Raw genomic sequence first — 21,612 nt, forward strand, 5'->3', positions numbered from 1 at the left:
CATCCTGTCCGATTAACAAACGCAGTTGTCGCATAAATGACATCGAAAATTGAACTGGTGTGCTTTTCCTAGCTATAGGTTCGTGATTTCCTACATGGAATAGAGACTGTAAGAGCGAGCTCGCTCCTGCAAGGGCTGGGCCCGGTTTCAAACTCAAGCGCGGCCGTTTGTTGTAGGAGCTGCCGCAGGCTGCGATCTGTTGATCGTTAAAATCAAAAGATCGCAGCCTGCGGCAGCTCCTACAGGGGGAGATTTGCTTTACTCAGAAAGCACAAAGGCCACCCGAAGGTGGCCTTTGCCTGGTGTTGCTATCAGTTAAGCACGAGGCTTATTTGACGGCCCAGCCAGTCAGCTCGGACAGAGCCTTGCCGATGTCTGCCAGCGAACGCACGGTTTTAACGCCTGCGTCTTCCAGGGCAGCAAACTTCTCGTCTGCTGTGCCCTTACCGCCAGAGATGATTGCGCCAGCATGGCCCATGCGCTTGCCAGCAGGGGCAGTCACACCAGCGATGTAGGAAACAACTGGCTTAGTTACGTTTGCCTTGATGTAGGCAGCCGCTTCTTCTTCAGCCGAACCGCCGATCTCACCGATCATAACGATCGCTTCGGTCTTCGGGTCTTCCTGGAACAGCTTCAGGATGTCGATGAAGTTGGAACCAGGAATCGGATCACCACCGATACCTACGCAAGTCGACTGACCGAAACCGGCGTCAGTTGTTTGCTTAACAGCTTCGTAAGTCAGGGTGCCGGAACGCGACACGATGCCTACTTTGCCTGGCAAGTGAATGTGACCTGGCATGATGCCGATCTTGCATTCGCCTGGAGTGATAACGCCTGGGCAGTTAGGGCCGATCAGGGTAACACCCAGCTCGTCGCACTTAACTTTAGCGTCCAGCATGTCCAGGGTAGGAATGCCTTCAGTGATGCAAACGATCAGCTTGATGCCGCCGAACGCTGCTTCAAGGATGGAGTCCTTGCAGAAAGGAGCCGGAACGTAGATCACGCTGGCAGTAGCGCCAGTAGCAGCTACAGCGTCTTTCACAGTGTTGAACACTGGCAGACCCAGGTGCTCAGTGCCGCCTTTGCCCGGAGTAACGCCACCCACCATTTTGGTGCCGTATTCGATGGCTTGCTGGGTGTGGAAGCTACCTTGCGAACCGGTGATGCCTTGGCAGATAACTTTGGTGTCTTTATTGATCAGGACGCTCATTACTTGCCCTCCGCAGCTTTAACAACTTGTTGAGCAGCGTCGGTCAAGCTGGTAGCAGCGATGATGTTCAAGCCGCTTTCTGCCAGTACTTTAGCGCCCAGTTCAGCGTTGTTGCCTTCAAGGCGCACAACCACCGGGATTTTCACGCCGACTTCTTTCACTGCACCGATGATGCCTTCGGCAATCATGTCGCAACGAACGATGCCGCCGAAAATGTTAACCAATACTGCAGCGACATTGCTGTCGGACAGGATGATTTTGAACGCTTCGGTTACGCGTTCTTTGGTTGCACCGCCACCCACGTCAAGGAAGTTGGCTGGCTTGCCGCCGTGCAGGTTAACGATGTCCATGGTGCCCATGGCCAGACCAGCACCGTTGACCATGCAACCGATGTTGCCTTCCAGTGCTACGTAGTTCAGTTCGAACTGAGCAGCGTGCGCTTCGCGCGGATCGTCTTGCGACGGATCGTGGAAAGTTTTCAGCTTAGGCTGACGGTACATGGCGTTTGCGTCGATGTTGATTTTTGCATCGAGGCAGTGCAGATCGCCGTCAGTCTTGATAACCAGCGGGTTAACTTCCAGCAGGGCCAGATCGTGGTCCTGGAACAGTTTGGCCAGACCTACGAAGATCTTGGCGAACTGAGCAACTTGCTTGCCTTCCAGACCCAACTGGAAAGCCAGCTCGCGACCTTGAAATGGCTGTGCGCCAACCAGTGGGTCGATGGTTGCTTTCAGAATTTTTTCTGGAGTTTCGTGTGCGATCTTCTCGATGTCCACGCCACCTTCGGTGGAAGCCATGAACACGATACGACGGCTGGAGCGGTCTACGACAGCGCCCAGGTACAGCTCTTTAGCGATATCAGTGCACGACTCAACCAAGATCTTGGTGACCGGCTGACCATTGGCATCAGTCTGGTAAGTCACCAGACGCTTGCCCAGCCACTCTTGTGCGAATGCTTTAGCGTCTTCTTTATTGCGAACCAGCTTAACGCCGCCCGCTTTACCGCGACCGCCTGCGTGAACTTGAGCTTTAACAACCCATTCGGTTCCGCCAATTTTGTCGCAAGCTTCTGCCGCCGCTTCCGGGGTGTCTACTGCGTAACCCTTGGATACTGGCAGGCCGTACTCAGCGAACAGCTGCTTACCCTGATACTCGTGAAGATTCATGCTTTTTACCGTCTTCGTTAGGTACTGCGCATTCGGCGCTGCACTTTAATTAGTGCCGCACCACCTGTGACTGCTGCTTGTCCTGCTTTAGCTAACCCGCTCCCCGCGCGAGCGAGGATCGGGCTCTGTTAAAACAAGACAAGACTGCGTCCGGCGGAAGTTCCGCGGTGAGGCTTGCAAGCAAGGCTCACGACGGGCAAACCGCCGTGGTTTCTTATTGTCTGGTCTTAACGCTTCTTACGGTTGGCAATGTGAATAGCACCGCCATTCACCGCCAGCGCTGCTTCGTGCAACGCTTCGGACAGGGTTGGATGGGAGAAAACCATCATGCCCAGGTCCTCGGCACTGGTGCCGAATTCCATACCGATTGCGCCCTGCTGTACCAGTTCTGCTGCGCTTGGGCCAATCACGTGGACACCCAGTACGCGGTCAGTTTTGGCATCAGCAATGACTTTTACAAAGCCACCGGTATCGTTAGCGGCCATGGCACGGCCACTGGCTGCGAACGGAAAGGTGCCGACGTTAACTTCAACGCCTTCAGCTTTCAAGGTCTGTTCGGTTTTACCGACCCATGCGATCTCCGGGTGAGTGTAAATAACCGACGGGATCAGGTCGTAGTTCATCTCGGTCTTGTGACCTTTGATGCGCTCAACCACCATGATGCCTTCTTCAGAAGCCTTGTGTGCCAGCATCATGCCACGTACCACGTCACCGATGGCGTAAACGCCCGGTACGCTGGTTGCGCAGTGATCGTCAACAAACACAAAGCCGCGCTCGTCGATGTTCACACCGCTATCAGTTGCCAGCAGCTCAGTGGTCACTGGACGACGACCAACCGCTACGATCAGTTTGTCGAACGTGATGGTTTGTTCGCCGTTGGCGTCGGTGTAGGTCACAACGACTTCATCGCCGTTAACCTTAGAACCGGTCACACGAGCGCCCAGCTTGATGTCCAGACCTTGTTTGGTCAGGGTTTTGTAGGCTTCTTTAGACACAGCAGCATCAGCAGCCATCAGGAACGTATCCAGAGCTTCCAGAACAGTCACTTCAGAGCCAAGACGCGACCATACCGAACCCAGTTCTAGACCGATAACGCCAGCGCCGATAACGCCCAGACGCTTAGGTACGGATTGGAATTCGAGGGCGCCGGTCGAATCAACGATCACGTTGTTATCAACTGGAGCTGGCGGAATGTCGATCGGACGCGAGCCGGAAGCCAAGATCACGTTCTCAGCTTCGATGATTTCAACGCTGCCGTCTGGCTTGGTCAGCTCAACACGCTTGCCGGCCAGCAGTTTGCCGTGGCCTTGCAGGGAGGTAACGCCATTGGCCTTGAACAGGGTCGCAACGCCGGAAGTCAGACCTTTAACGATGTTGGCTTTACGGCCAACCATCGCAGGCACGTCCATGTTCACTTCACCGGTGCTGATGCCGTGGATAGCAAAGGCATCCTTAGCTTCGTGGTACTTCCAGGAGCTGTCCAGCAGCGCCTTGGATGGAATGCAACCAACGTTCAGGCAAGTACCGCCCAGTGCCAGTTTGCCTTCTTTGTCGGTGTACTTTTCGATGCATGCAGTCGAAAGACCCAGTTGAGCGGCTTTGATCGCAGCAACGTAGCCACCAGGGCCCGCACCAATCACTACAACGTCAAATTTCTGAGACATGGGAAAAGAATCCTCTGTTAGCTACAAGCTTTGAGCTGCAAGCCGCAAGTTAAAAGCAAAACCAGATCATGGCACTACTCAACTCACAGCTTGCCGCTGTTACCTAAGATACGAGCTTCAAACCAAACTGCTTTAACGTGCAGCGTGGGGCTTAAAGCTCGCAGCTGCTTTTAGATATCCAAAAGCAGACGAGCTGGGTCTTCCAGCAGGTTTTTGATTGCTACCAGGAAACTTACAGCTTCTTTGCCGTCGATCAAGCGGTGATCGTAAGACAGAGCCAAGTACATCATCGGACGGATAACAACCTGTCCGTTGACTGCCATTGGACGCTGAAGGATGTTGTGCATGCCCAAGATCGCGGCTTGTGGCGGGTTAACGATCGGGGTCGACATCATCGAACCGAAAGTACCACCGTTAGTGATGGTGAACGTGCCGCCGGTCATTTCGTCGATCGACAGTTTGCCATCACGGGCTTTCTTACCGTAGGCAGCGATACCGCCTTCGATTTCAGCCAGGCTCATCAGCTCAGCGTTACGCAGTACAGGTACAACCAGACCACGGTCGCTGGATACAGCAACACCGATATCGGCGTAGCCGTGGTAAACGATGTCAGAGCCGTCGATCGACGCGTTAACAGCCGGGAAGCGCTTGAGGGCTTCGGTGGCAGCTTTTACGAAGAATGACATGAAACCCAGGCGTACGCCGTTGTGGGACTTCTCGAACAGGTCTTTGTACTTCGAACGCAGCGCCATGATTTCGGTCATGTCGACTTCGTTGAACGTGGTCAGCATGGCCATATTCGATTGAGCTTCTACCAAGCGCTTGGCCACGGTAGCGCGAACACGGGTCATCGGTACGCGTTTTTCTACGCGATCGCCAGCAGCGAACACTGGAGCAGCGGCAGCAGGCGCAGCAGCCTTAGCCGGTGCAGCGGCCGGTGCCGCTTTTTTCGCGGCAACAGCAGCGACAACGTCTTCTTTAGTGACACGACCGCCTTTGCCAGTGCCGGCAACGGAAGCAATGTTGATGCCGTTTTCTTCAGCGATTTTACGAGCTGCTGGCGCAGCAACTGGATCGTCTTCGCCGTCAGCAGCAGGCGCGGCTGCTTGAGCAGGAGCAGCGGCAGCAGGAGCGGCCGGAGCAGCAGCACCGCCTTCAACGATGGAGCCCAGCACTTCGTCGGACAGAACGGTGTCGCCCTCGTTCTTGACGATATCGCCCAGAACGCCGTCAGCAGTTGCCAGTACTTCCAGCACCACTTTGTCAGTTTCGATGTCAACGATCAGGTCGTCACGCTTTACAGCGTCGCCTGGTTGCTTGTGCCAGGTAGCAACGGTGCCATCGGCAACCGACTCCGGAAATGTTGGGGCTTTGATCTCGATAGCCATGTTCTTTGGTTCCTTAAATTCGGTTTCAGTGCGCGAAGGCGTTAAACAGTGAACGCATCTTGCAACAGTTTGGCCTGTTGCTCAGCGTGCATCGATGCGTAACCACAAGCAGGTGCAGCAGAAGCGTCACGGCCCGCGTACTCAAGCACGAGAGACTTGTTATGACCGCTGATGATGCGACGCATGTGATGCTGGCTGCAGTACCAAGCGCCCTGGTTCATCGGCTCTTCCTGACACCAGACAATGTGTTTGGCGTTTTTGTACGGAGCCAGGACTTCAATCAAGTCGTCCTCAGGGAACGGGTACAGCTGCTCAAGACGCACGATGGCGATGTCATCACGACCTTCGGCACGGCGTTTTTCCAACAGGTCGTAGTAGACCTTGCCGCTACACAGCACGATACGACCGACGTTGGCCGGATCTTGCGCATCGATTTCTGGAATAACGGTCTGGAACGAACCTTCGGCCAGATCTTCCAGTGTCGAGACTGCCAATTTGTGACGCAGCAACGACTTCGGTGTCAGGACGACCAGCGGCTTGCGCAGCGGACGGATAACCTGACGGCGCAGCAGGTGGTAGATCTGCGCTGGAGTCGTTGGTACACACACCTGGATGTTGTGCTCGGCACACAACTGCAGGTAACGCTCAAGACGTGCAGAGGAGTGCTCTGGGCCCTGACCTTCGTAGCCGTGTGGCAACAACATGGTCAGACCGCACAGACGGCCCCACTTATGCTCGCCGCTGGTGATGAACTGGTCGATAACAACCTGTGCACCGTTGGCAAAGTCACCGAATTGGGCTTCCCAGATCACTAGGCCATTGGGCGTGGTGGTCGAGTAACCGTATTCAAACGCCAGAACGGCTTCTTCCGACAGCAGCGAGTCATACAGGTCAAAGCGAGGCTGACCTTCGTACAGATGCTGCAGAGGAATGTAGGTGCTGGCGTCTTTTTGGTTGTGCAACACAGCGTGACGGTGCGAGAACGTACCGCGGCCGATGTCTTGACCGGTCATGCGAATAGGGTGACCTTCGAACGCTAGGGTCGCGTATGCCATGGTTTCGGCATAACCCCAGTTGATCGGCAGGCCGCCGGCTTGCATTTTTTGACGGTCTTCGTAGATCTTCGACACCTGACGCTGCATGACGAAGCCTTCTGGAATCTCCAGCAGCTTGGCCGACAGCTCTTGCAGGGTTTTCAGATCAAAACGCGTGTCGTGACGCGCTGTCCAGGCGTGGCCCAGATAAGGACGCCAGTCAACGAACAGTTCTTTGTTCGGCTCTTTGACCAGACTTTTCACCACATGCAGACCGTTGTCCAGCGCGTTGCGGTATTCGTCGATCTTAGACTGAACGCGGTCTGCATCAACCACGGCTTCTTGGGTCAGACGCTCGGCATACAGCTCACGCGTAGTGCGCTGCTTGGCGATTTGCTGATACATCAACGGCTGAGTACCGTTTGGCTCATCGGCCTCGTTGTGACCGCGACGGCGGTAGCAGAACAGGTCGATCACGACGTCACGCTTAAACTGCATGCGGTAGTCGATTGCCAACTGGGTCACGAACAATACGGCTTCTGGATCATCACCATTGACATGGAGGATCGGCGCCTGAATCATTTTCGCGACGTCAGTGCAGTATTCGGTAGAGCGGGAGTCTTCCGGGTTGCTGATGGTGAAGCCGACTTGGTTATTGATCACCAAGTGAACCGTACCACCAGTCTTGAAGCCGCGAGTCTGCGACATCTGGAAGGTTTCCATGACCACGCCTTGACCTGCGAATGCAGCGTCACCGTGGATGGAAATTGGCAGAACCTTTTCGCCCGTCAAGTCGTTACGACGGTCTTGACGCGCACGCACCGAACCTTCAACCACTGGAGAAACGATTTCCAAGTGGGAAGGGTTAAATGCCATCGCCAGGTGAACTTCGCCACCCGAGGTCATGACGTTGGACGAGAAGCCTTGGTGATATTTAACGTCACCGGAGCCCAGCTCGATCTTCTTCTTGCCTTCGAACTCGTCGAACAGATCGCGCGGATTTTTACCAAAGGTATTGACCAGCACGTTCAGACGACCACGGTGGGCCATGCCGATAACGATTTCTTTGGTGCCGTAGTTACCCGAACGTTGAATGAGTTCGTCTAGCAACGGAATCAAGCTCTCGCCGCCTTCCAGACCGAAACGTTTGGTACCCGGGTATTTGGTGCCCAGGTACTTCTCCAAACCTTCAGCTGCAGTCACGCGCTCAAGCAAGTGGCTTTTGATTTCAGCTGAGTAGGTCGGACGGCCACGTACGCTTTCGAGACGCTGCTGGAACCAGTGACGTTGCTCGGAATCGACGATGTGCGTGAACTCGGCGCCAATGGTGCGGCAATATGTCTGCTGCAACGCTTCGAGAATTTCGCGTAGGCTCGCTTCCTCTTTGCCGATGGACAGGTCGCCGGCACGGAAGGTCGTATCAAGATCGGCATTGGTCAAGCCGTAATGATTGATCGACAGGTCTGCAGGTGCAGGACGCTGCCACAGCCCCAGCGGATCAAGCTGGGCTGCTTGGTGGCCGCGCATCCGATAGGCCTGGATCAATCGCAGCACTTCAACCTGCTTCTTCTCGTGCTCACTGCTCACGCTACCGGCAGACACCGGTTGGGCGCGGCGCTGGTTCTTTGCCAGCAGCACGAAATGATCGCGGATTGTGGAGTGCGAAACATCGTTGGCAGAGTTGCCCTCAGTAGGCAACGTCTGAAATTTGGTGCGCCATTCTTCTGGCACAGCGTTAGGGTCGTGCAGGTAGAGCTCATAGAGCTCTTCCACATAGGCAGCGTTACCACCTGAAAGATAGCCGCTGTTCCACATGCGCTGCATCACGCTTTCTTGCATGCTTGGTCACCCTCGGTTAGGGGACACCATCGGCGAAAACACCAAAGCACTTGAGAAAGTCCGAATACAGCGACTAAAACAAGCCACTTGAGTCACGCTGACAGTCCGGGTACCAGCCCGGATGCCCCTGCTGGTCTCATTTCTTCAAAATAAGAGCCGCAGCTTATGAGCTGTTGCTCAGGTTATAACTACGGCGCCGGTTGAAGCCTGCGCCGTAGCATCTACGGTTACAGCGTTGTAACAGTACTGCTTTGAATCACACGCCGCTATGCAGCAGCATGCTACGCACGTGACCGATGGCCTTAGTCGGGTTCAGGCCCTTCGGACACACGTTTACGCAGTTCATGATCCCGCGGCAGCGGAATACGCTGAACGGGTCATCCAGTGAAGCCAGACGCTCGCTGGTCTTGGTGTCACGGCTATCAGCCAAGAAACGATAGGCTTGCAGCAGTGCAGCAGGGCCCAAGAACTTGTCTGGGTTCCACCAGAAGGACGGGCACGAGGTCGAGCAGCAAGCGCACAGGATGCACTCATACAGACCATCGAGTTTTTCACGCTCTTCTGGAGATTGCAGACGCTCAATGGCCGGGGCCGGAGTATCGTTCTGCAAGAACGGCTTCACCTTCTCGTATTGCTTGTAGAAGATGCTCATATCGACGACCAAGTCACGGATAACCGGCAAACCTGGCAGAGGACGAACGACTAACTTGTTACCTTTAACAACGGAAGACAATGGCGTTACGCACGCCAAGGCGTTTTTACCGTTGATGTTCATGCCGTCGGAGCCGCAAACACCCTCACGGCAAGAGCGACGATAGGAAAAACCTTCGTCCTGCTCTTTGATCAGGGCCAATACGTCCAGCACCATCAGATCTTTACCGTGGGTATTGACCTGGAATTCTTGCATGAACGGCGCAGCGTCCTGATCCGGGTTGTAGCGATAAACACTGACTTTCAACATATCGGCCACCCTTAGTAAGTACGAACCATTGGCTGGAAGGTCGGAACGGTTTTCGGCGAGAAGTTCACCGCACGTTTAGCGACGCGTTTCTCACCCGGGAAGTACAGGGTGTGACACAGCCAGTTAACGTCGTCACGATCTTCGAAGTCTTCACGGGCGTGAGCACCGCGCGATTCCTTACGGGTTTCAGCAGCGATTGCAGTTGCTTCAGCCACTTCGAGCAGGTTTTGCAGCTCGAGCGCCTCGATACGAGCCGTGTTAAACGCTTGGCTCTTATCGTTGATTTTCACGTTGGCAATGCGCGTGCGCAGGTCTTGCAACTGAGCAATACCCTTCTGCATGTATTCGCCAGTGCGGAATACACCGAAGTAGTTCTGCATGCAGCTTTGCAGTTCTTTACGCAAGGTCGCGACGTCTTCGCCATCAGTACGCGAGTTCAAACCGTCCAGACGCGACAGAGCAGCATCAATGTCGGACTGGCGCGGACGCGCGTAATCAACGCCTTCTTTCAGAGTTTGTTCAAGGAACAGACCGGCAGCACGACCGAACACTACCAAGTCGAGCAACGAGTTGCCGCCCAGACGGTTTGCACCGTGAACCGATACGCACGCCACTTCACCTACTGCGAACAGACCCGGGATGATTGCATCATTGCCGTCAGCGTCCTGAGTAATCGCCTGGCCATGAATGTTGGTGGCAACGCCGCCCATCATATAGTGGCAAGTCGGAACCACTGGAACTGGAGCCAGTACCGGATCAACGTGTGCGAAGGTTTTGGACAGTTCGCAGATACCAGGCAGACGGCTGTGCAGAACTTCTTCACCCAAGTGATCAAGTTTCAGCATTACGTGGTCGCCATCTGGACCGCAACCATTACCCGCGATGATTTCTTTAACCATCGAGCGAGCAACAACGTCACGACCAGCAAGGTCTTTAGCGTTCGGAGCGTAACGCTCCATGAAACGCTCGCCGTGCTTGTTGATCAGGTATCCACCTTCACCACGGCAACCTTCAGTTACCAGTACACCGGCACCCGCGATACCCGTTGGGTGGAACTGCCACATTTCGATGTCTTGTACGGGCACGCCTGCACGCAGGGCCATGCCGATACCGTCACCTGTGTTGATCAGGGCGTTGGTAGTCGAAGAGTAGATACGGCCTGCACCGCCAGTCGCCAGTACGGTCGCGTTGGCGCGAACGTAGGAGGTTTCGCCTGTTTCGATGCAGATGACGATCATGCCTACAAAGGCACCCTCTTCATTCTTTACCAAATCCACACCGTAGTATTCGTTCAGGAATACGGTGCCAGCTTTTAGGTTGGCTTGATACAGCGTGTGCAGCAACGCGTGACCTGTACGGTCAGCAGCAGCGCACGTACGAGCAGCCTGGCCACCTTTACCAAAGTCCTTGGACTGACCGCCGAAAGGACGCTGGTAGATACGGCCTTGCTCAGTACGCGAGAACGGCAGACCCATGTGCTCGAGTTCAAAAACGGCCTCTGGGCCTACAGAACACATGTACTCGATAGCGTCTTGGTCACCGATGTAGTCGGAACCTTTAACGGTATCGTACATGTGCCAGCGCCAGTCATCGTTTGGATCCGCAGATGCGATCGCGCAGGTGATACCACCTTGAGCCGATACGGTATGGGAACGAGTTGGGAAAACTTTAGTGATTACCGCGGTCTTGTGACCGCCTTGTGCCAGCTGCAAAGCAGCGCGCATGCCAGCACCGCCGCCGCCAATGATAATGGCGTCGAACGAAAGTGTATTAACTGTGTTAGCCATGAATCAGATACCCCAAAGAATCTGCACACCCCAGACGAAGTAAGCGAACATTGCAACGCCGCAGACTGCCTGGAAGAGGAAACGTACTGCTGTCGCGGACTTGCCCAGCGCCATTGGCGTCAGGTAGTCAGTCGCGATGGTCCACATGCCGACCCAGGCGTGAGCGCCAAGGGCAACCAGGGCCAACAGGCTGAAGATACGCATCCAGTTGCTTGCGAACAGTTCGTGCCATTGGGCGTAGCCAATGCCAGGGTTCGCAACGAGGTATCCGATCAGGAAGATGAAGTAAGCCGCTAGAACGACCGCAGACACACGTTGTGCCATCCAGTCATAGAGGCCCGAACGCGATAGGTTCGTAACGCTGGTTACCATATCCAAACTCCTGCCAGAACAATCATCACTACGGAAATGACGATTACGATTTTCGAGCCCAGCTTGCCGCCCTCGAGCGTCTCACCGATACCCATATCCATGATCAAGTGGCGCACACCGGCAACCAAGTGATACAGCAAGGCAGATAGCAGGCCCCATGCAATAAACTTGGCCAGCGGGCTGGTCAAGCATGCCTTCACCTCAGCAAAACCTTCTTCTGAACCCAGCGATTTGCTCAATGCGTAAAGCATGAAGCCCAGGCCGAGAAAAAGAATGATGCCCGATACGCGGTGCAGAAACGACGTAACGCCGGTGATGGGGAGTTTGATGGTCCTTAGGTCTAGGTTTACAGGTCGTTGGCTATTCACGGCTTTTTTCACACTGAAGAGCCCCTAACAATCAGGGCAAGTTTGTTGGGATGCGCACTGGTCAGGTACCCACCACCCGGGAGTGACGACCCCCATCTAAACAGGCCCAAAAGCCTCTGGCGGTCGGCTGCCGAGTATAGACAGTTAGGTTACTAATGACAACGCAATCACCTCCCTCTAATAGAGCATTGCACTCTTGGCATAAAAGGCGTAAACGGCGGGGATATTCGAGAAAAATGACTCCTGAAAGCCTTGTACAGCAAGACTTTAGGCAAATTGACATTCAAATTTATCTAACTATAGTGGTGCGGGCCCTGCGTGGGGGGTCTGTCTGATGATTTCAAGCATAAATAGGAGGCCACATGGCTGACAAAAAAGCGCAGTTGATCATCGAGGGCGCTGCCCCCGTCGAGCTGCCCATTTTAACTGGCACCGTTGGTCCCGATGTAATCGATGTGCGAGGCTTAACCGCCACGGGCCGATTCACATTTGACCCAGGCTTCATGTCGACCGCATCTTGCGAATCGAAGATCACCTATATTGATGGTGACAACGGTATTCTGCTTCACCGCGGCTACCCGATTGAACAACTGGCTGAACACTCTGACTACCTCGAAACTGCTTACCTGCTGTTAAACGGTGAGCTGCCGACCGTAGAACAGAAAGCTAAGTTTGTCAGCAACGTCAAGAACCACACCATGGTTCACGAGCAGTTGAAGACTTTCTTCAACGGCTTCCGTCGTGACGCCCACCCGATGGCCGTCATGTGCGGTGTAGTCGGCGCGCTCTCGGCCTTCTATCACGACTCCCTAGACATCAATAACCCGCAGCATCGTGAAATCTCCGCGATCCGCTTGGTTGCCAAGATGCCAACTTTGGCCGCGATGGTTTACAAGTACTCCATGGGTCAACCCATGATGTACCCGCGTAACGACCTGAACTACGCCGAAAACTTCCTACACATGATGTTCAACACGCCGTGCGAGATCAAACCGATCAGCCCGGTGCTGGCTAAAGCCATGGATAAGATCTTTATCCTGCACGCCGACCATGAGCAAAACGCTTCAACGTCCACCGTGCGTCTGGCAGGCTCTTCAGGCGCCAACCCGTTCGCCTGTATCGCTGCCGGCATCGCGGCACTGTGGGGCCCTGCCCACGGCGGCGCCAACGAAGCTGTTCTGACCATGCTCGACGAAATTGGCGATGTCTCCAACATCGATACTTTTATCGCCAAGGCCAAGGACAAAAACGATCCTTTCAAACTGATGGGCTTTGGTCACCGCGTTTACAAAAACCGCGATCCACGCGCCACAGTCATGAAACAGACCTGCGACGAAGTGCTTAAAGAGCTGGGGATCAAAAACGATCCACAACTTGAGCTGGCCATGCGTCTGGAAGAGATCGCGCTCACCGATCCGTACTTCATTGAGCGCTCGCTGTACCCGAACGTCGACTTCTACTCGGGGATCATCCTCAAGGCAATCGGCATTCCGACCAGCATGTTCACCGTCATCTTCGCGCTATCGCGGACTGTCGGCTGGATCTCGCACTGGAAAGAAATGCTCTCCAGCCCGTACAAGATTGGCCGCCCACGCCAGTTGTACACCGGCTACGAGTCGCGTGACCTCACCAAGCTTGAAGATCGCAAATAAGACCATTGATTCCACGATAGCGTCTTAGCTGCAACTGATACGGCCTCTATTGCATAGAGGTCGTATTTTTTTGTGCGCAGCAAACACGATCTTTTGATCTTTATGCCATCTACTTTTGGAGCTGCCGAAGGCTGCGATCTTTGTGATCTTCACCGATGCTGGCACGCAGTGGGCTTGAGATCATAGTTGCTACAGACGGTGCTGTAGTTGCTGACGAGGCATACCTCACAGCCATAAAAAATCCCCCTGCCTTACGACAGGGGGATTTGATTTAACGTGCAACTTGCAGCTAAAAACTTGCCGCCTTAATGATCCACTGCCCCGCTCGCCCCAAGACCCGTTTGCGAACGCACAAACTGCGGGAAGAACAACGCACGCTCTTTGGCAGCCGACTTGGATTTGTCAGTCACCGAGAAGAACCAGATACCCACGAACGCAATGATCATGGAGAACAAGGCTGGATACTCGTAAGGGAAGATCGCTTTTTCATGATGCAGAATCTGCACCCAGATGGTTGGCCCCAGAATCATTAGGCCAACCGCGCTGATCAATCCCAACCAGCCCCCGATCATCGCGCCGCGCGTAGTGAGGTTTTTCCAGTACATCGAAAGCAGCAGTACTGGGAAGTTACAGCTCGCCGCAATAGAGAACGCCAAGCCGACCATAAACGCGATGTTCTGGCTTTCGAACAAAATACCCAAGCCAATCGCCAGTGCACCCAAAGCGATCGTCGTAATCTTGGAAACGCGAATTTCGTCCTTGTCGTTAGCCTTGCCTTTCTTGAACACGCTGGCGTACAGGTCGTGAGACACCGCCGAAGCTCCCGCCAACGTCAAGCCTGCAACCACCGCAAGAATCGTCGCGAAGGCCACCGCAGATATAAAGCCCAAGAATATGCTTCCGCCCACTGCGTCAGCCAAATGCACTGCGGCCATGTTATTGCCGCCCAGCAAACCGCCTGCTGCGTCTTTGAAAGCAGGGTTCGTGCTAACCAGAATGATTGCACCGAAACCGATAATGAACGTCAGGATGTAGAAGTAGCCAATAAAGCCAGTCGCATACAGCACGCTTTTACGCGCTTCTTTAGCATCACTCACAGTGAAGAAGCGCATCAAGATGTGCGGCAGACCCGCCGTACCAAACATCAACGCCAGACCCAGCGAGAAGGCCGAAATAGGATCCTTCACCAGCCCGCCCGGGCTCATGATGGCTTCGCCTTTCGGGTTAATCTTGACGGCTTCAGCAAACAGCGAGTTGAAGTCAAAGTTAACGTGCTTCATCACCATCACAGCCATAAACGTGGCACCGGACAGCAGCAACACCGCTTTGATGATTTGTACCCATGTGGTTGCCAGCATGCCGCCGAACAACACGTACAGACACATGAGGATCCCTACCAAGATCACTGCAATGTGGTAGTCAAGGCCGAACAGCAGCTGAATCAGCTTGCCCGCCCCCACCATTTGCGCGATCAGATAAAACGCTACAACCACCAGCGAACCGCACGCTGACAGCGAACGGATCTGGGTTTGCCCTAAACGGTACGAAGCCACATCCGCAAATGTGTATTTGCCCAAGTTACGCAGGCGCTCTGCGATCAAGAACAGAATGATCGGCCAGCCCACCAAGAAGCCAATCGAGTAGATCAAGCCGTCGTAGCCAGAGGTGTACACCAGCGCGGAAATCCCCAGAAAAGACGCGGCAGACATATAGTCGCCCGCAATCGCTAGACCATTCTGAAAGCCGGTGATTTTGCCGCCTGCGGCATAGTAATCCGCTGCCGATTTATTGCGCTTGGACGCCCAGTAAGTAATGCAGAGGGTGGCGCCAACAAACGCCAGAAACATGATGATTGCAGCTACGTTTAGCGGTTGTTTTTGAACCTCGCCCGTCAAGGCGTCGGCCGCCCAGGCGCCCTGAGACAAGGCAGCAATGCCCAGTGTTGCCAATAGACGCCGGATCATTGCTGAGCCTCCTTCAGGATTGCATTGTTCAGGTCATCAAACTCACCATTGGCCCGGCGAATATAAATAGCCGTTAGAACAAAGGCAGAAAGAATCAACCCTATTCCAATCGGTATTCCCCAGGTGATGGAGGAACCGGCGTACAACTTGGTCCCCATGATGTGCGACCCGTATGCAATCAACAGAATAAAACCAGCATATAAGCCGAGCATGATCGCGGATAGAATCCAGGCGAACCGCTCCCTTTTTTTGACCAGCTCCTTGAAACGCGGGCTGTTTTGAATCGAGAGGTAAATGCTGTCGTTCATTATTTTTGTCCTCGCAGCACAGAAGAGATGTAACGGTTTCACTATTAGGGCGCTTGAACTTCTAAGCCAGACGACTTTAGTAGTAGAAGCAACCTCCCCTGTAGCCCCCGTGCCCTCTAGCTTTCGCGAAAAACAACAGCATTGTGCCAGCACCAAAAATAGAAAAACCGCCCGATTAAAAACTCGGGCGGTTCTGTGTACAGCGAGCTAGACGCGTTGCGTTTATTCAGCCGTCCACTCAGCCACTCGTTCAGGGTGTTTAGCGACCCATTCTTTAGCAGCCGCTTCAGGCTTGGCACCCTCTTGGATCGCCAACATAACCTCACCAATTTCGTCTTTGGAGTTCCAAGAAAACCTCTTCAAGAAAGCCCCTACTTCAGGCGCTTTCTTTTCAAGCTCCTTGCTACCAACGCTATTGACTGTTTCTGCAGCGCCAAATACGCCTTTAGGATCGTCGAGGAATCGCAACTTCCATTTCGCGAACATCCAATGCGGCACCCAGCCTGTCACCACTATCGGTTCGTTTTTAGCGTAAGCGCGCCCAAGCTCAGAGGTCATGGCAGCGCCAGAACTGGCTTGTAACTTGTAGTCCAGGCCGTAGTCCTTGATGGCTTCATCCGCTTTCAACATCACACCAGAGCCTGCATCAATACCCACAATTTTGTTTTTAAAGCCTTTATCGTCTTTTAAATCAGCAATCGACTTGGCCTGCACATACTCCGGCACAATCAAACCAATTTTGGCATCGGTAAAGTTAGGACCAAAATCAACCACTTTGTCTTTATTCTTCGCCCAATACTCGCCATGAGTGACAGGCAGCCAAGCAGACAGCATCGCATCAAGCTTTCCAGTGGCCACGCCCTGCCACATGATGCCCGTGGCTACCGGCATCAGTTTTACCTCATAACCCAACTTTTGCTTAATGACCTCCGCTGCCACAAAAGTTGTGGCCACGCTGTCGGACCAACCGTCGACATAGCCAATATTGAGGGTCGGTTTGCTCTCAGCAACCGCTAAACCCGCACTCATCGCCAGCACCAAGGCAGCTCCTGTACTCAAGAGTCGTCGCATCTTCATCTATGGTTCCTCGCTGTGCCGGGCCCGACGAGTGCCGGACCACATCAGAATTTCAGGGGGGTTACAAACACCACGACATAACACACCCCTGATAATCGACTTCACCCACTGAGCGGCCTGCTCTGACGACGACGCCCAAGCATCCATCCGCGACATCGACCGAGAGCTGAAAGCACTTTGTCCAGACAAGTTTGCAAACTTTGCATGACAAAATTATACGCAGCCGCTAAGCGCCTCTAATTGCAGGTAATATGCGCGGCTTTGTCTTCATACGGCCTGACCATGTCTGCGACTGCCCGATTTCCTGTGTTGCCCTACCTCTTCGCCTGCTTGCTGGGCGTATTTACAGTTGCCGGATATTGGTACGGCCTGGGCCAGCCCGTCATACTTCCCGATGCTGCAACACCCACCCATAAGCTGCAATGTGCGTCTTACACACCTTTCGACAAAGACCAATCCCCCTTCGATCAGCCTTTCGTGCCCCGCGTAGACCGTATGGATGCCGATCTGGCATTACTCGCGACTCGCTTTGAGTGTATTCGCACATACTCGCAAACCGGGCTCGAAGCACTCCCAGAGCTGGCTCGTAAGCATGGCTTGAAAATCATGAGTGGCGCTTGGGTGAACGGCAACCAAACCGACACACAAAAAGAAATAACTGCACTTATCGCCAATGCCAATGCCAACCCAGATGTCGTCAGCTCAGTCATTGTTGGCAACGAAACCTTACTGCGCAAAGAAATCACAGCGCCCCAACTGGTCGAGTTGATCAATCAAGTTAAAAGCCATATCAAACAACCTGTCACCTACGCAGATGTTTGGGAGTTCTGGCAGCAACATCCAGAAATAGCTCCGGCGGTAGACTTCATTACTATTCATCTACTGCCTTATTGGGAAGATGACCCGGCGGGTATCGACCAAGCGGTTAAGCATGTCGCCCAGGTTCGCCAAGAGTTTGGTGAAAAATTCGCCCCTAAAGACATTTTGATCGGCGAAACAGGTTGGCCAAGTGAAGGCCGCCAACGCGAAACGGCTTTACCGAGCCGAGTCAACGAAGCCAAATTTATACGCGGCGTGGTCTCATTGGCAGAGCAAAATGGTTGGAAATACAACCTCATCGAAGCCTTTGATCAACCTTGGAAGCGCGCCAGTGAAGGTGCCGTGGGCGGGTATTGGGGGCTATTCGATGCTGACCGCCAGGATAAAGGCATTCTCGCAGGCCCCGTGACGAACCTGCCCCACTGGCCTGCTTGGCTAGGCATAGGGATAGCGCTGTTTGCTGCCACCTTGATCATCGGTGGACGTGTTCACAACACGCGCACAGCTTTATTACTACCAGCACTTGGCGCCGTGGCGGGATGCAGCCTGGTGGCGTGGGCCGAACTGGCAGCGGTGACGAGCCGCTTCGCCGGGGAATGGACATGGGCTGGCTTGCTGCTGGCGCTTAACCTGATTGTGCTTGCTCAAGGCGCTTTGGCATTGGGGCAGAAAGAGGGCTGGCGTCAACGCCTGTTTAACGCCCTCGAACGTCGCGCTGGCTGGTGGCTCATGGCCGCGGGGTTTGCTGGGGCAGTCATGATGCTGGGCTTAGTGTTTGAGCCCCGCTATCGCAGCTTCCCAAGCGCGGCCTTGGTCTTGCCAGCCTTGATCTACCTGCTACGACCGGTGAGCGGGCCGCGACGTGAACTCAGCCTGTTGGCTGTGATTATCGCAGTGGGAGTACCGCTACAACTGTACCGCGAGGGTCTAAACAACCAACAAGCATGGGCCTGGGCGTTAGTAAGCGTTTTAATGGTGGCTGCATTATGGCGCAGCGTGCGCCTATCTCCCCGCCGATCATCTTAATGCAGGAGTTAGCGATCTTTTAAAAGATCAAAAGATCAAAAGATCAAAAGATCAAAAGACCGCAGCCTGCGGCAGCTCCAACAGACAGAGTTGGTCGCCACCCACACCCCCCCCCGTAGGAGCTGCCGAGGTACGACGGCTGCGATCTTTAAAGTATCAAAAGATCGCGAGCAAGCTCGCCCCTACAGCTCAATTCACCTTACGCATTCGTACTAAGCGCAACCCTGCTATCACCACAGCAAACACCGCTAGGCTGGCGTTGTATAACGCCAATGCTGGCAGACCAAACAGTAAAGCTAGCACCGCCAGCGCAGCGCCTAAGCGTGCCGGCACACAAAAAGCAATCACCGAAGTGATCAGCGCTGCCCACCCCATCACTCTGAAGTGAATCAACCATCCAAGGTTCGAGCGTAACGCACACTCCCAGCGCTCAGCCTGCGCAGCACACGCGCCCACCCATTGCGGGTCCTCCATAAAGCCGTAACGCAAGCCATAACTGGCTGCCAGCCACACAGCCAAAGCAATGAGCAGCAAGACCCACGGCAAACCAATGCGCATACAAAACTCCAATAGGTAAAAGCGGCGCCCAGCTTAATCGCCCTTTGTAGCGATGCAAGCCTTGCAATCAGATAACTGTTCACTAAAGTCATCCAACGTGTATCTTCTTGTAGTTATTTGCCTGATTTTCGCTGCCCAAGGGATTTATTTAGTGTCAGAAAATGGCACTTCGGCTGTAGTCCTGCGGTCATAGCCTGCGAATCTTTTTCCGCACCTTATTAGGGATAGTCGTCATGCTTCGTTCTCTACCCTTTGCCGCCTTGCTGTGCGGCCTTATTTTGAGTGCGTCCGCACAGGCGGTCGATGTCGACCCAGCAACCTACGGCTACCCTCTCAAAAATCCGTTTGAAGCCACCATTGCAACCACTCCACCGGAAATGCGTCCGCTGCTTCCGAATGAAGAAGACATTCACCAGTCGGATTACACCCTGCAGATGCGCCCAGAGCGTGAGTTCACTTTACCGGCCAACTTTTGGGCGGTAAAAAAACTCACCTACCGAATAGCCACTCAAGACCGCCCTGCCCCGCTGATTTTTTTGATCGCTGGCACCGGTGCTCCTTATGACAGCAGCCTCAACGAGTTCTTGAAAAAGCTGTTTTATCAAGCGGGCTACCATGTTGTGCAACTGTCATCGCCCACCAGCTATGACTTTATGAGCGCAGCATCACGCTACGCCACACCCGGCATCAGCCAATACGATGCCGAAGACTTGTATCGCGTGATGCAAGCCGTTCGCGCACAGCAGGCCGACGTGCCTGTGACCGATTATTACCTCGCGGGCTATAGCCTCGGCGCACTCGACGCGGCCTTCGTCAGCCACTTGGACGAAACCCGCAAAAGTTTCAACTTCAAGAAAGTGCTGATGCTCAACCCCCCGGTTAACCTGTATACGTCCATCAGCAACTTGGACAAGCTGGTACAAACCGAAGTGAAAGGCGTCAACAACAGCACCACCTTCTACGAACTGGTGCTGAACAAACTCACTGAGTACTTCAAGCAAAAAGGCTACGTCGACCTTAATGCCGCATTGGTCTACGACTTGCAGAACTCCAAGGAGCGCTTGACCAACGAACAAATGGCGATGCTAATCGGCACTATATTCCGGTTCTCATCGGCCGACATTGTGTTCACTTCAGACTTGATCAATCGCCGGGGCCTGATTACCCCTCCCAACTATCCCATCACCGAAGGAACCAGCCTGACGCCGTTCCTCAAGCGTTCACTGCAGTGCGACTTCGATTGCTACCTCACCGAACAAGTCATCCCGATGTGGCGTGCCCGCACCGATGGCGGCAGCTTGCTGCAACTGATTGACCAGGTCAGCCTCTACGCGCTAAAGGACTACTTAAAGAACAGCCCTAAAATTGCCGTGATGCACAATGCCGACGACATCATCCTTGGCCCTGGCGATCTAGGTTTTCTACGCCAAACCTTCGGCAACCGCTTGACTGTCTACCCGTACGGCGGTCACTGCGGCAACCTTAACTACCGCGTCAACGCTAAAGACATGCTGGAGTTTTTCCGTGGCTAAACATCTCGTGCTTCTCGCTGCCTTACTTAGCGCCGGCTACGCCCAAGCCGACGACAGCAAGTCGGTTAACCCGCGCACCTTTGACGAAGACGGATTTACCCAACCGCTAAAGCTGCTCAAGTTCAACCCGGGCCTAGACCAACGTGAGTTTGAGCGCGCCACCATGGACGCACTCAACGTCTATGACCCGCTGGAATCAATCAACCGTCGCATTTACCACTTCAACTACCGCTTCGATCAGTGGGTATTTTTGCCTGTGGTGGACGGTTACCGCTACGTCACACCCAGCTTTGTACGCACCGGCGTGACAAATTTCTTTAACAACCTGGGCGATGTGCCCAACCTGTTCAACAGCTTGCTGCAACTCAAGGGCGAGCGCTCAATGACCACCACCGCACGGTTGCTGTTTAACACCACATTAGGTCTTGGCGGGCTGTGGGACCCAGCCACCGCCATGGGGCTGCCGCGCCAAAGCGAAGACTTCGGCCAAACACTGGGCTTCTACGGTGTGCCGGGCGGGGCCTACCTAATGCTGCCAATCTTAGGCCCGTCCAACCTGCGTGACACCACCGGTTTGGTAGTTGACTACGGCGCCAACCGAGAAATCAACTTCCTCCACGTGCCGCGTGAAAGCACCCAGCATCCGGAAATCTGGCTCTTACAAGCCATTGATAAACGCTACAACACAAGTTTCCAATATGGCCAGTTCGACTCGCCGTTCGAGTATGACAAGTTGCGCTATATCTATACTGAGGCGCGTAAGTTACAGATTGCAGAATAAACACCTACCTAGCACAGCAGGCTGAGCAGCTCTGAACTTTCTTACTCCAGCCTGCCTGCTACACTGCCGGAAACCCTACAACCTTTAAGCTAAAAAGAACCTTTTA

The 21,612-nt window shown here is 54.1% G+C and carries 17 protein-coding genes; 4 read left to right on the forward strand and 13 right to left on the reverse strand.

Annotated features, from left to right (window positions below; all coding sequences use genetic code 11):
- Positions 1–328: 328 nt before the first annotated feature.
- The 9 genes from sucD to sdhC all read right to left on the reverse strand — a co-directional run bounded on the left by sucD (position 329) and on the right by sdhC (position 11,801).
- On the reverse strand, positions 329–1,210 hold the full coding sequence (gene sucD, locus AQS70_RS17790; RefSeq protein WP_055104070.1) for a succinate--CoA ligase subunit alpha: 882 nt from the start codon (positions 1,208–1,210) through the stop codon (positions 329–331).
- Positions 1,210–2,376 (reverse strand): ADP-forming succinate--CoA ligase subunit beta, encoded by a 1,167-nt coding sequence (sucC, locus tag AQS70_RS17795; protein WP_055104071.1) that lies wholly within the window; start codon positions 2,374–2,376, stop codon positions 1,210–1,212. The genes sucD and sucC overlap by 1 nt, the downstream gene beginning before the upstream one ends.
- A gap of 227 nt (positions 2,377–2,603) precedes the next feature.
- A complete protein-coding gene (gene lpdA / locus AQS70_RS17800) occupies positions 2,604–4,040 on the reverse strand; it encodes a dihydrolipoyl dehydrogenase (RefSeq protein ID WP_055104072.1) in 1,437 nt (478 codons plus the stop codon).
- 170 nt (positions 4,041–4,210) lie between these two features.
- Positions 4,211–5,428 carry a 2-oxoglutarate dehydrogenase complex dihydrolipoyllysine-residue succinyltransferase gene (gene odhB / locus AQS70_RS17805; protein ID WP_055104073.1) on the reverse strand — a complete coding sequence of 406 codons (1,218 nt, stop codon included), beginning with the start codon at positions 5,426–5,428 and terminating at the stop codon, positions 4,211–4,213.
- Between the two features lie 41 nt (positions 5,429–5,469).
- Positions 5,470–8,301 carry a 2-oxoglutarate dehydrogenase E1 component gene (locus AQS70_RS17810; protein WP_055104074.1) on the reverse strand — a complete coding sequence of 944 codons (2,832 nt, stop codon included), beginning with the start codon at positions 8,299–8,301 and terminating at the stop codon, positions 5,470–5,472.
- 256 nt (positions 8,302–8,557) lie between these two features.
- Positions 8,558–9,262: a succinate dehydrogenase iron-sulfur subunit gene (locus AQS70_RS17815; RefSeq protein WP_055104075.1), complete on the reverse strand. Its 705-nt coding sequence runs from the start codon at positions 9,260–9,262 to the stop codon at positions 8,558–8,560.
- Between the two features lie 11 nt (positions 9,263–9,273).
- Entirely contained in the window at positions 9,274–11,049 is a 1,776-nt protein-coding gene (gene sdhA / locus AQS70_RS17820; protein WP_055104076.1) for a succinate dehydrogenase flavoprotein subunit, read from the reverse strand.
- Between the two features lie 3 nt (positions 11,050–11,052).
- Entirely contained in the window at positions 11,053–11,421 is a 369-nt protein-coding gene (gene sdhD / locus AQS70_RS17825) for a succinate dehydrogenase, hydrophobic membrane anchor protein (RefSeq protein WP_003446906.1), read from the reverse strand.
- A complete protein-coding gene (sdhC, locus tag AQS70_RS17830; protein ID WP_019408939.1) occupies positions 11,415–11,801 on the reverse strand; it encodes a succinate dehydrogenase, cytochrome b556 subunit in 387 nt (128 codons plus the stop codon). The genes sdhD and sdhC overlap by 7 nt, the downstream gene beginning before the upstream one ends.
- 350 nt (positions 11,802–12,151) lie before the next feature.
- Here sdhC and gltA point away from each other — a divergent pair, with 350 nt between their 5' ends.
- The gene (gene gltA, locus AQS70_RS17835; protein WP_055104077.1) at positions 12,152–13,441 is read left to right on the forward strand and encodes a citrate synthase; all 1,290 of its coding nucleotides are present in this window, start codon (positions 12,152–12,154) and stop codon (positions 13,439–13,441) included.
- A 305-nt stretch (positions 13,442–13,746) separates the two neighbouring features.
- On the opposite strand, the gene AQS70_RS17840 is transcribed toward gltA, so the two are convergent.
- From AQS70_RS17840 to AQS70_RS17850, 3 genes are all read right to left on the reverse strand, one after another.
- Entirely contained in the window at positions 13,747–15,405 is a 1,659-nt protein-coding gene (locus AQS70_RS17840; RefSeq protein WP_055104078.1) for a cation acetate symporter, read from the reverse strand.
- Entirely contained in the window at positions 15,402–15,713 is a 312-nt protein-coding gene (locus tag AQS70_RS17845; protein WP_055104079.1) for a DUF485 domain-containing protein, read from the reverse strand. Before AQS70_RS17845 ends, AQS70_RS17840 begins: the two co-directional genes overlap by 4 nt.
- 222 nt (positions 15,714–15,935) lie before the next feature.
- Positions 15,936–16,790 (reverse strand): glycine betaine ABC transporter substrate-binding protein, encoded by an 855-nt coding sequence (locus AQS70_RS17850; protein WP_055104080.1) that lies wholly within the window; start codon positions 16,788–16,790, stop codon positions 15,936–15,938.
- Between the two features lie 282 nt (positions 16,791–17,072).
- On the opposite strand from AQS70_RS17850, the gene AQS70_RS17855 reads away from it, so the two are divergent.
- A complete protein-coding gene (locus AQS70_RS17855) occupies positions 17,073–18,635 on the forward strand; it encodes a glycoside hydrolase family 17 protein (protein WP_055104081.1) in 1,563 nt (520 codons plus the stop codon).
- A gap of 189 nt (positions 18,636–18,824) precedes the next feature.
- Here AQS70_RS17855 and AQS70_RS17860 read toward each other — a convergent pair whose 3' ends face one another.
- Positions 18,825–19,193, reverse strand: a complete 369-nt coding sequence (locus AQS70_RS17860; protein ID WP_055104082.1) for a hypothetical protein — start codon at positions 19,191–19,193, stop codon at positions 18,825–18,827.
- A 233-nt stretch (positions 19,194–19,426) separates the two neighbouring features.
- Between AQS70_RS17860 and AQS70_RS17865 the strand changes: the two genes are divergently transcribed.
- Positions 19,427–20,725 (forward strand): alpha/beta fold hydrolase, encoded by a 1,299-nt coding sequence (locus AQS70_RS17865; protein ID WP_055104083.1) that lies wholly within the window; start codon positions 19,427–19,429, stop codon positions 20,723–20,725.
- Positions 20,718–21,506, forward strand: a complete 789-nt coding sequence (locus tag AQS70_RS17870) for an MlaA family lipoprotein (protein ID WP_055104084.1) — start codon at positions 20,718–20,720, stop codon at positions 21,504–21,506. Before AQS70_RS17865 ends, AQS70_RS17870 begins: the two co-directional genes overlap by 8 nt.
- Positions 21,507–21,612: the final 106 nt, after the last annotated feature.

Source organism: Pseudomonas endophytica, from assembly GCF_001411475.1.
Lineage (GTDB): Bacteria > Pseudomonadota > Gammaproteobacteria > Pseudomonadales > Pseudomonadaceae > Aquipseudomonas > Aquipseudomonas endophytica.

Bases quoted from the DNA above. Each gene is read 5' to 3' on its own strand.
- sucD (WP_055104070.1), bottom strand. From the start codon at position 1,210: ATGAGCGTCCTGATCAATAAAGACACCAAAGTTATCTGCCAAGGCATC.
- sucC (WP_055104071.1), bottom strand. From the start codon at position 2,376: ATGAATCTTCACGAGTATCAGGGTAAGCAGCTGTTCGCTGAGTACGGC.
- lpdA (WP_055104072.1), bottom strand. From the start codon at position 4,040: ATGTCTCAGAAATTTGACGTTGTAGTGATTGGTGCGGGCCCTGGTGGC.
- odhB (WP_055104073.1), bottom strand. From the start codon at position 5,428: ATGGCTATCGAGATCAAAGCCCCAACATTTCCGGAGTCGGTTGCCGAT.
- AQS70_RS17810 (WP_055104074.1), bottom strand. From the start codon at position 8,301: ATGCAAGAAAGCGTGATGCAGCGCATGTGGAACAGCGGCTATCTTTCA.
- AQS70_RS17815 (WP_055104075.1), bottom strand. From the start codon at position 9,262: ATGTTGAAAGTCAGTGTTTATCGCTACAACCCGGATCAGGACGCTGCG.
- sdhA (WP_055104076.1), bottom strand. From the start codon at position 11,049: ATGGCTAACACAGTTAATACACTTTCGTTCGACGCCATTATCATTGGC.
- sdhD (WP_003446906.1), bottom strand. From the start codon at position 11,421: ATGGTAACCAGCGTTACGAACCTATCGCGTTCGGGCCTCTATGACTGG.
- gltA (WP_055104077.1), top strand. From the start codon at position 12,152: ATGGCTGACAAAAAAGCGCAGTTGATCATCGAGGGCGCTGCCCCCGTC.
- AQS70_RS17840 (WP_055104078.1), bottom strand. From the start codon at position 15,405: ATGATCCGGCGTCTATTGGCAACACTGGGCATTGCTGCCTTGTCTCAG.
- AQS70_RS17845 (WP_055104079.1), bottom strand. From the start codon at position 15,713: ATGAACGACAGCATTTACCTCTCGATTCAAAACAGCCCGCGTTTCAAG.
- AQS70_RS17850 (WP_055104080.1), bottom strand. From the start codon at position 16,790: ATGAAGATGCGACGACTCTTGAGTACAGGAGCTGCCTTGGTGCTGGCG.
- AQS70_RS17855 (WP_055104081.1), top strand. From the start codon at position 17,073: ATGTCTGCGACTGCCCGATTTCCTGTGTTGCCCTACCTCTTCGCCTGC.
- AQS70_RS17860 (WP_055104082.1), bottom strand. From the start codon at position 19,193: ATGCGCATTGGTTTGCCGTGGGTCTTGCTGCTCATTGCTTTGGCTGTG.
- AQS70_RS17865 (WP_055104083.1), top strand. From the start codon at position 19,427: ATGCTTCGTTCTCTACCCTTTGCCGCCTTGCTGTGCGGCCTTATTTTG.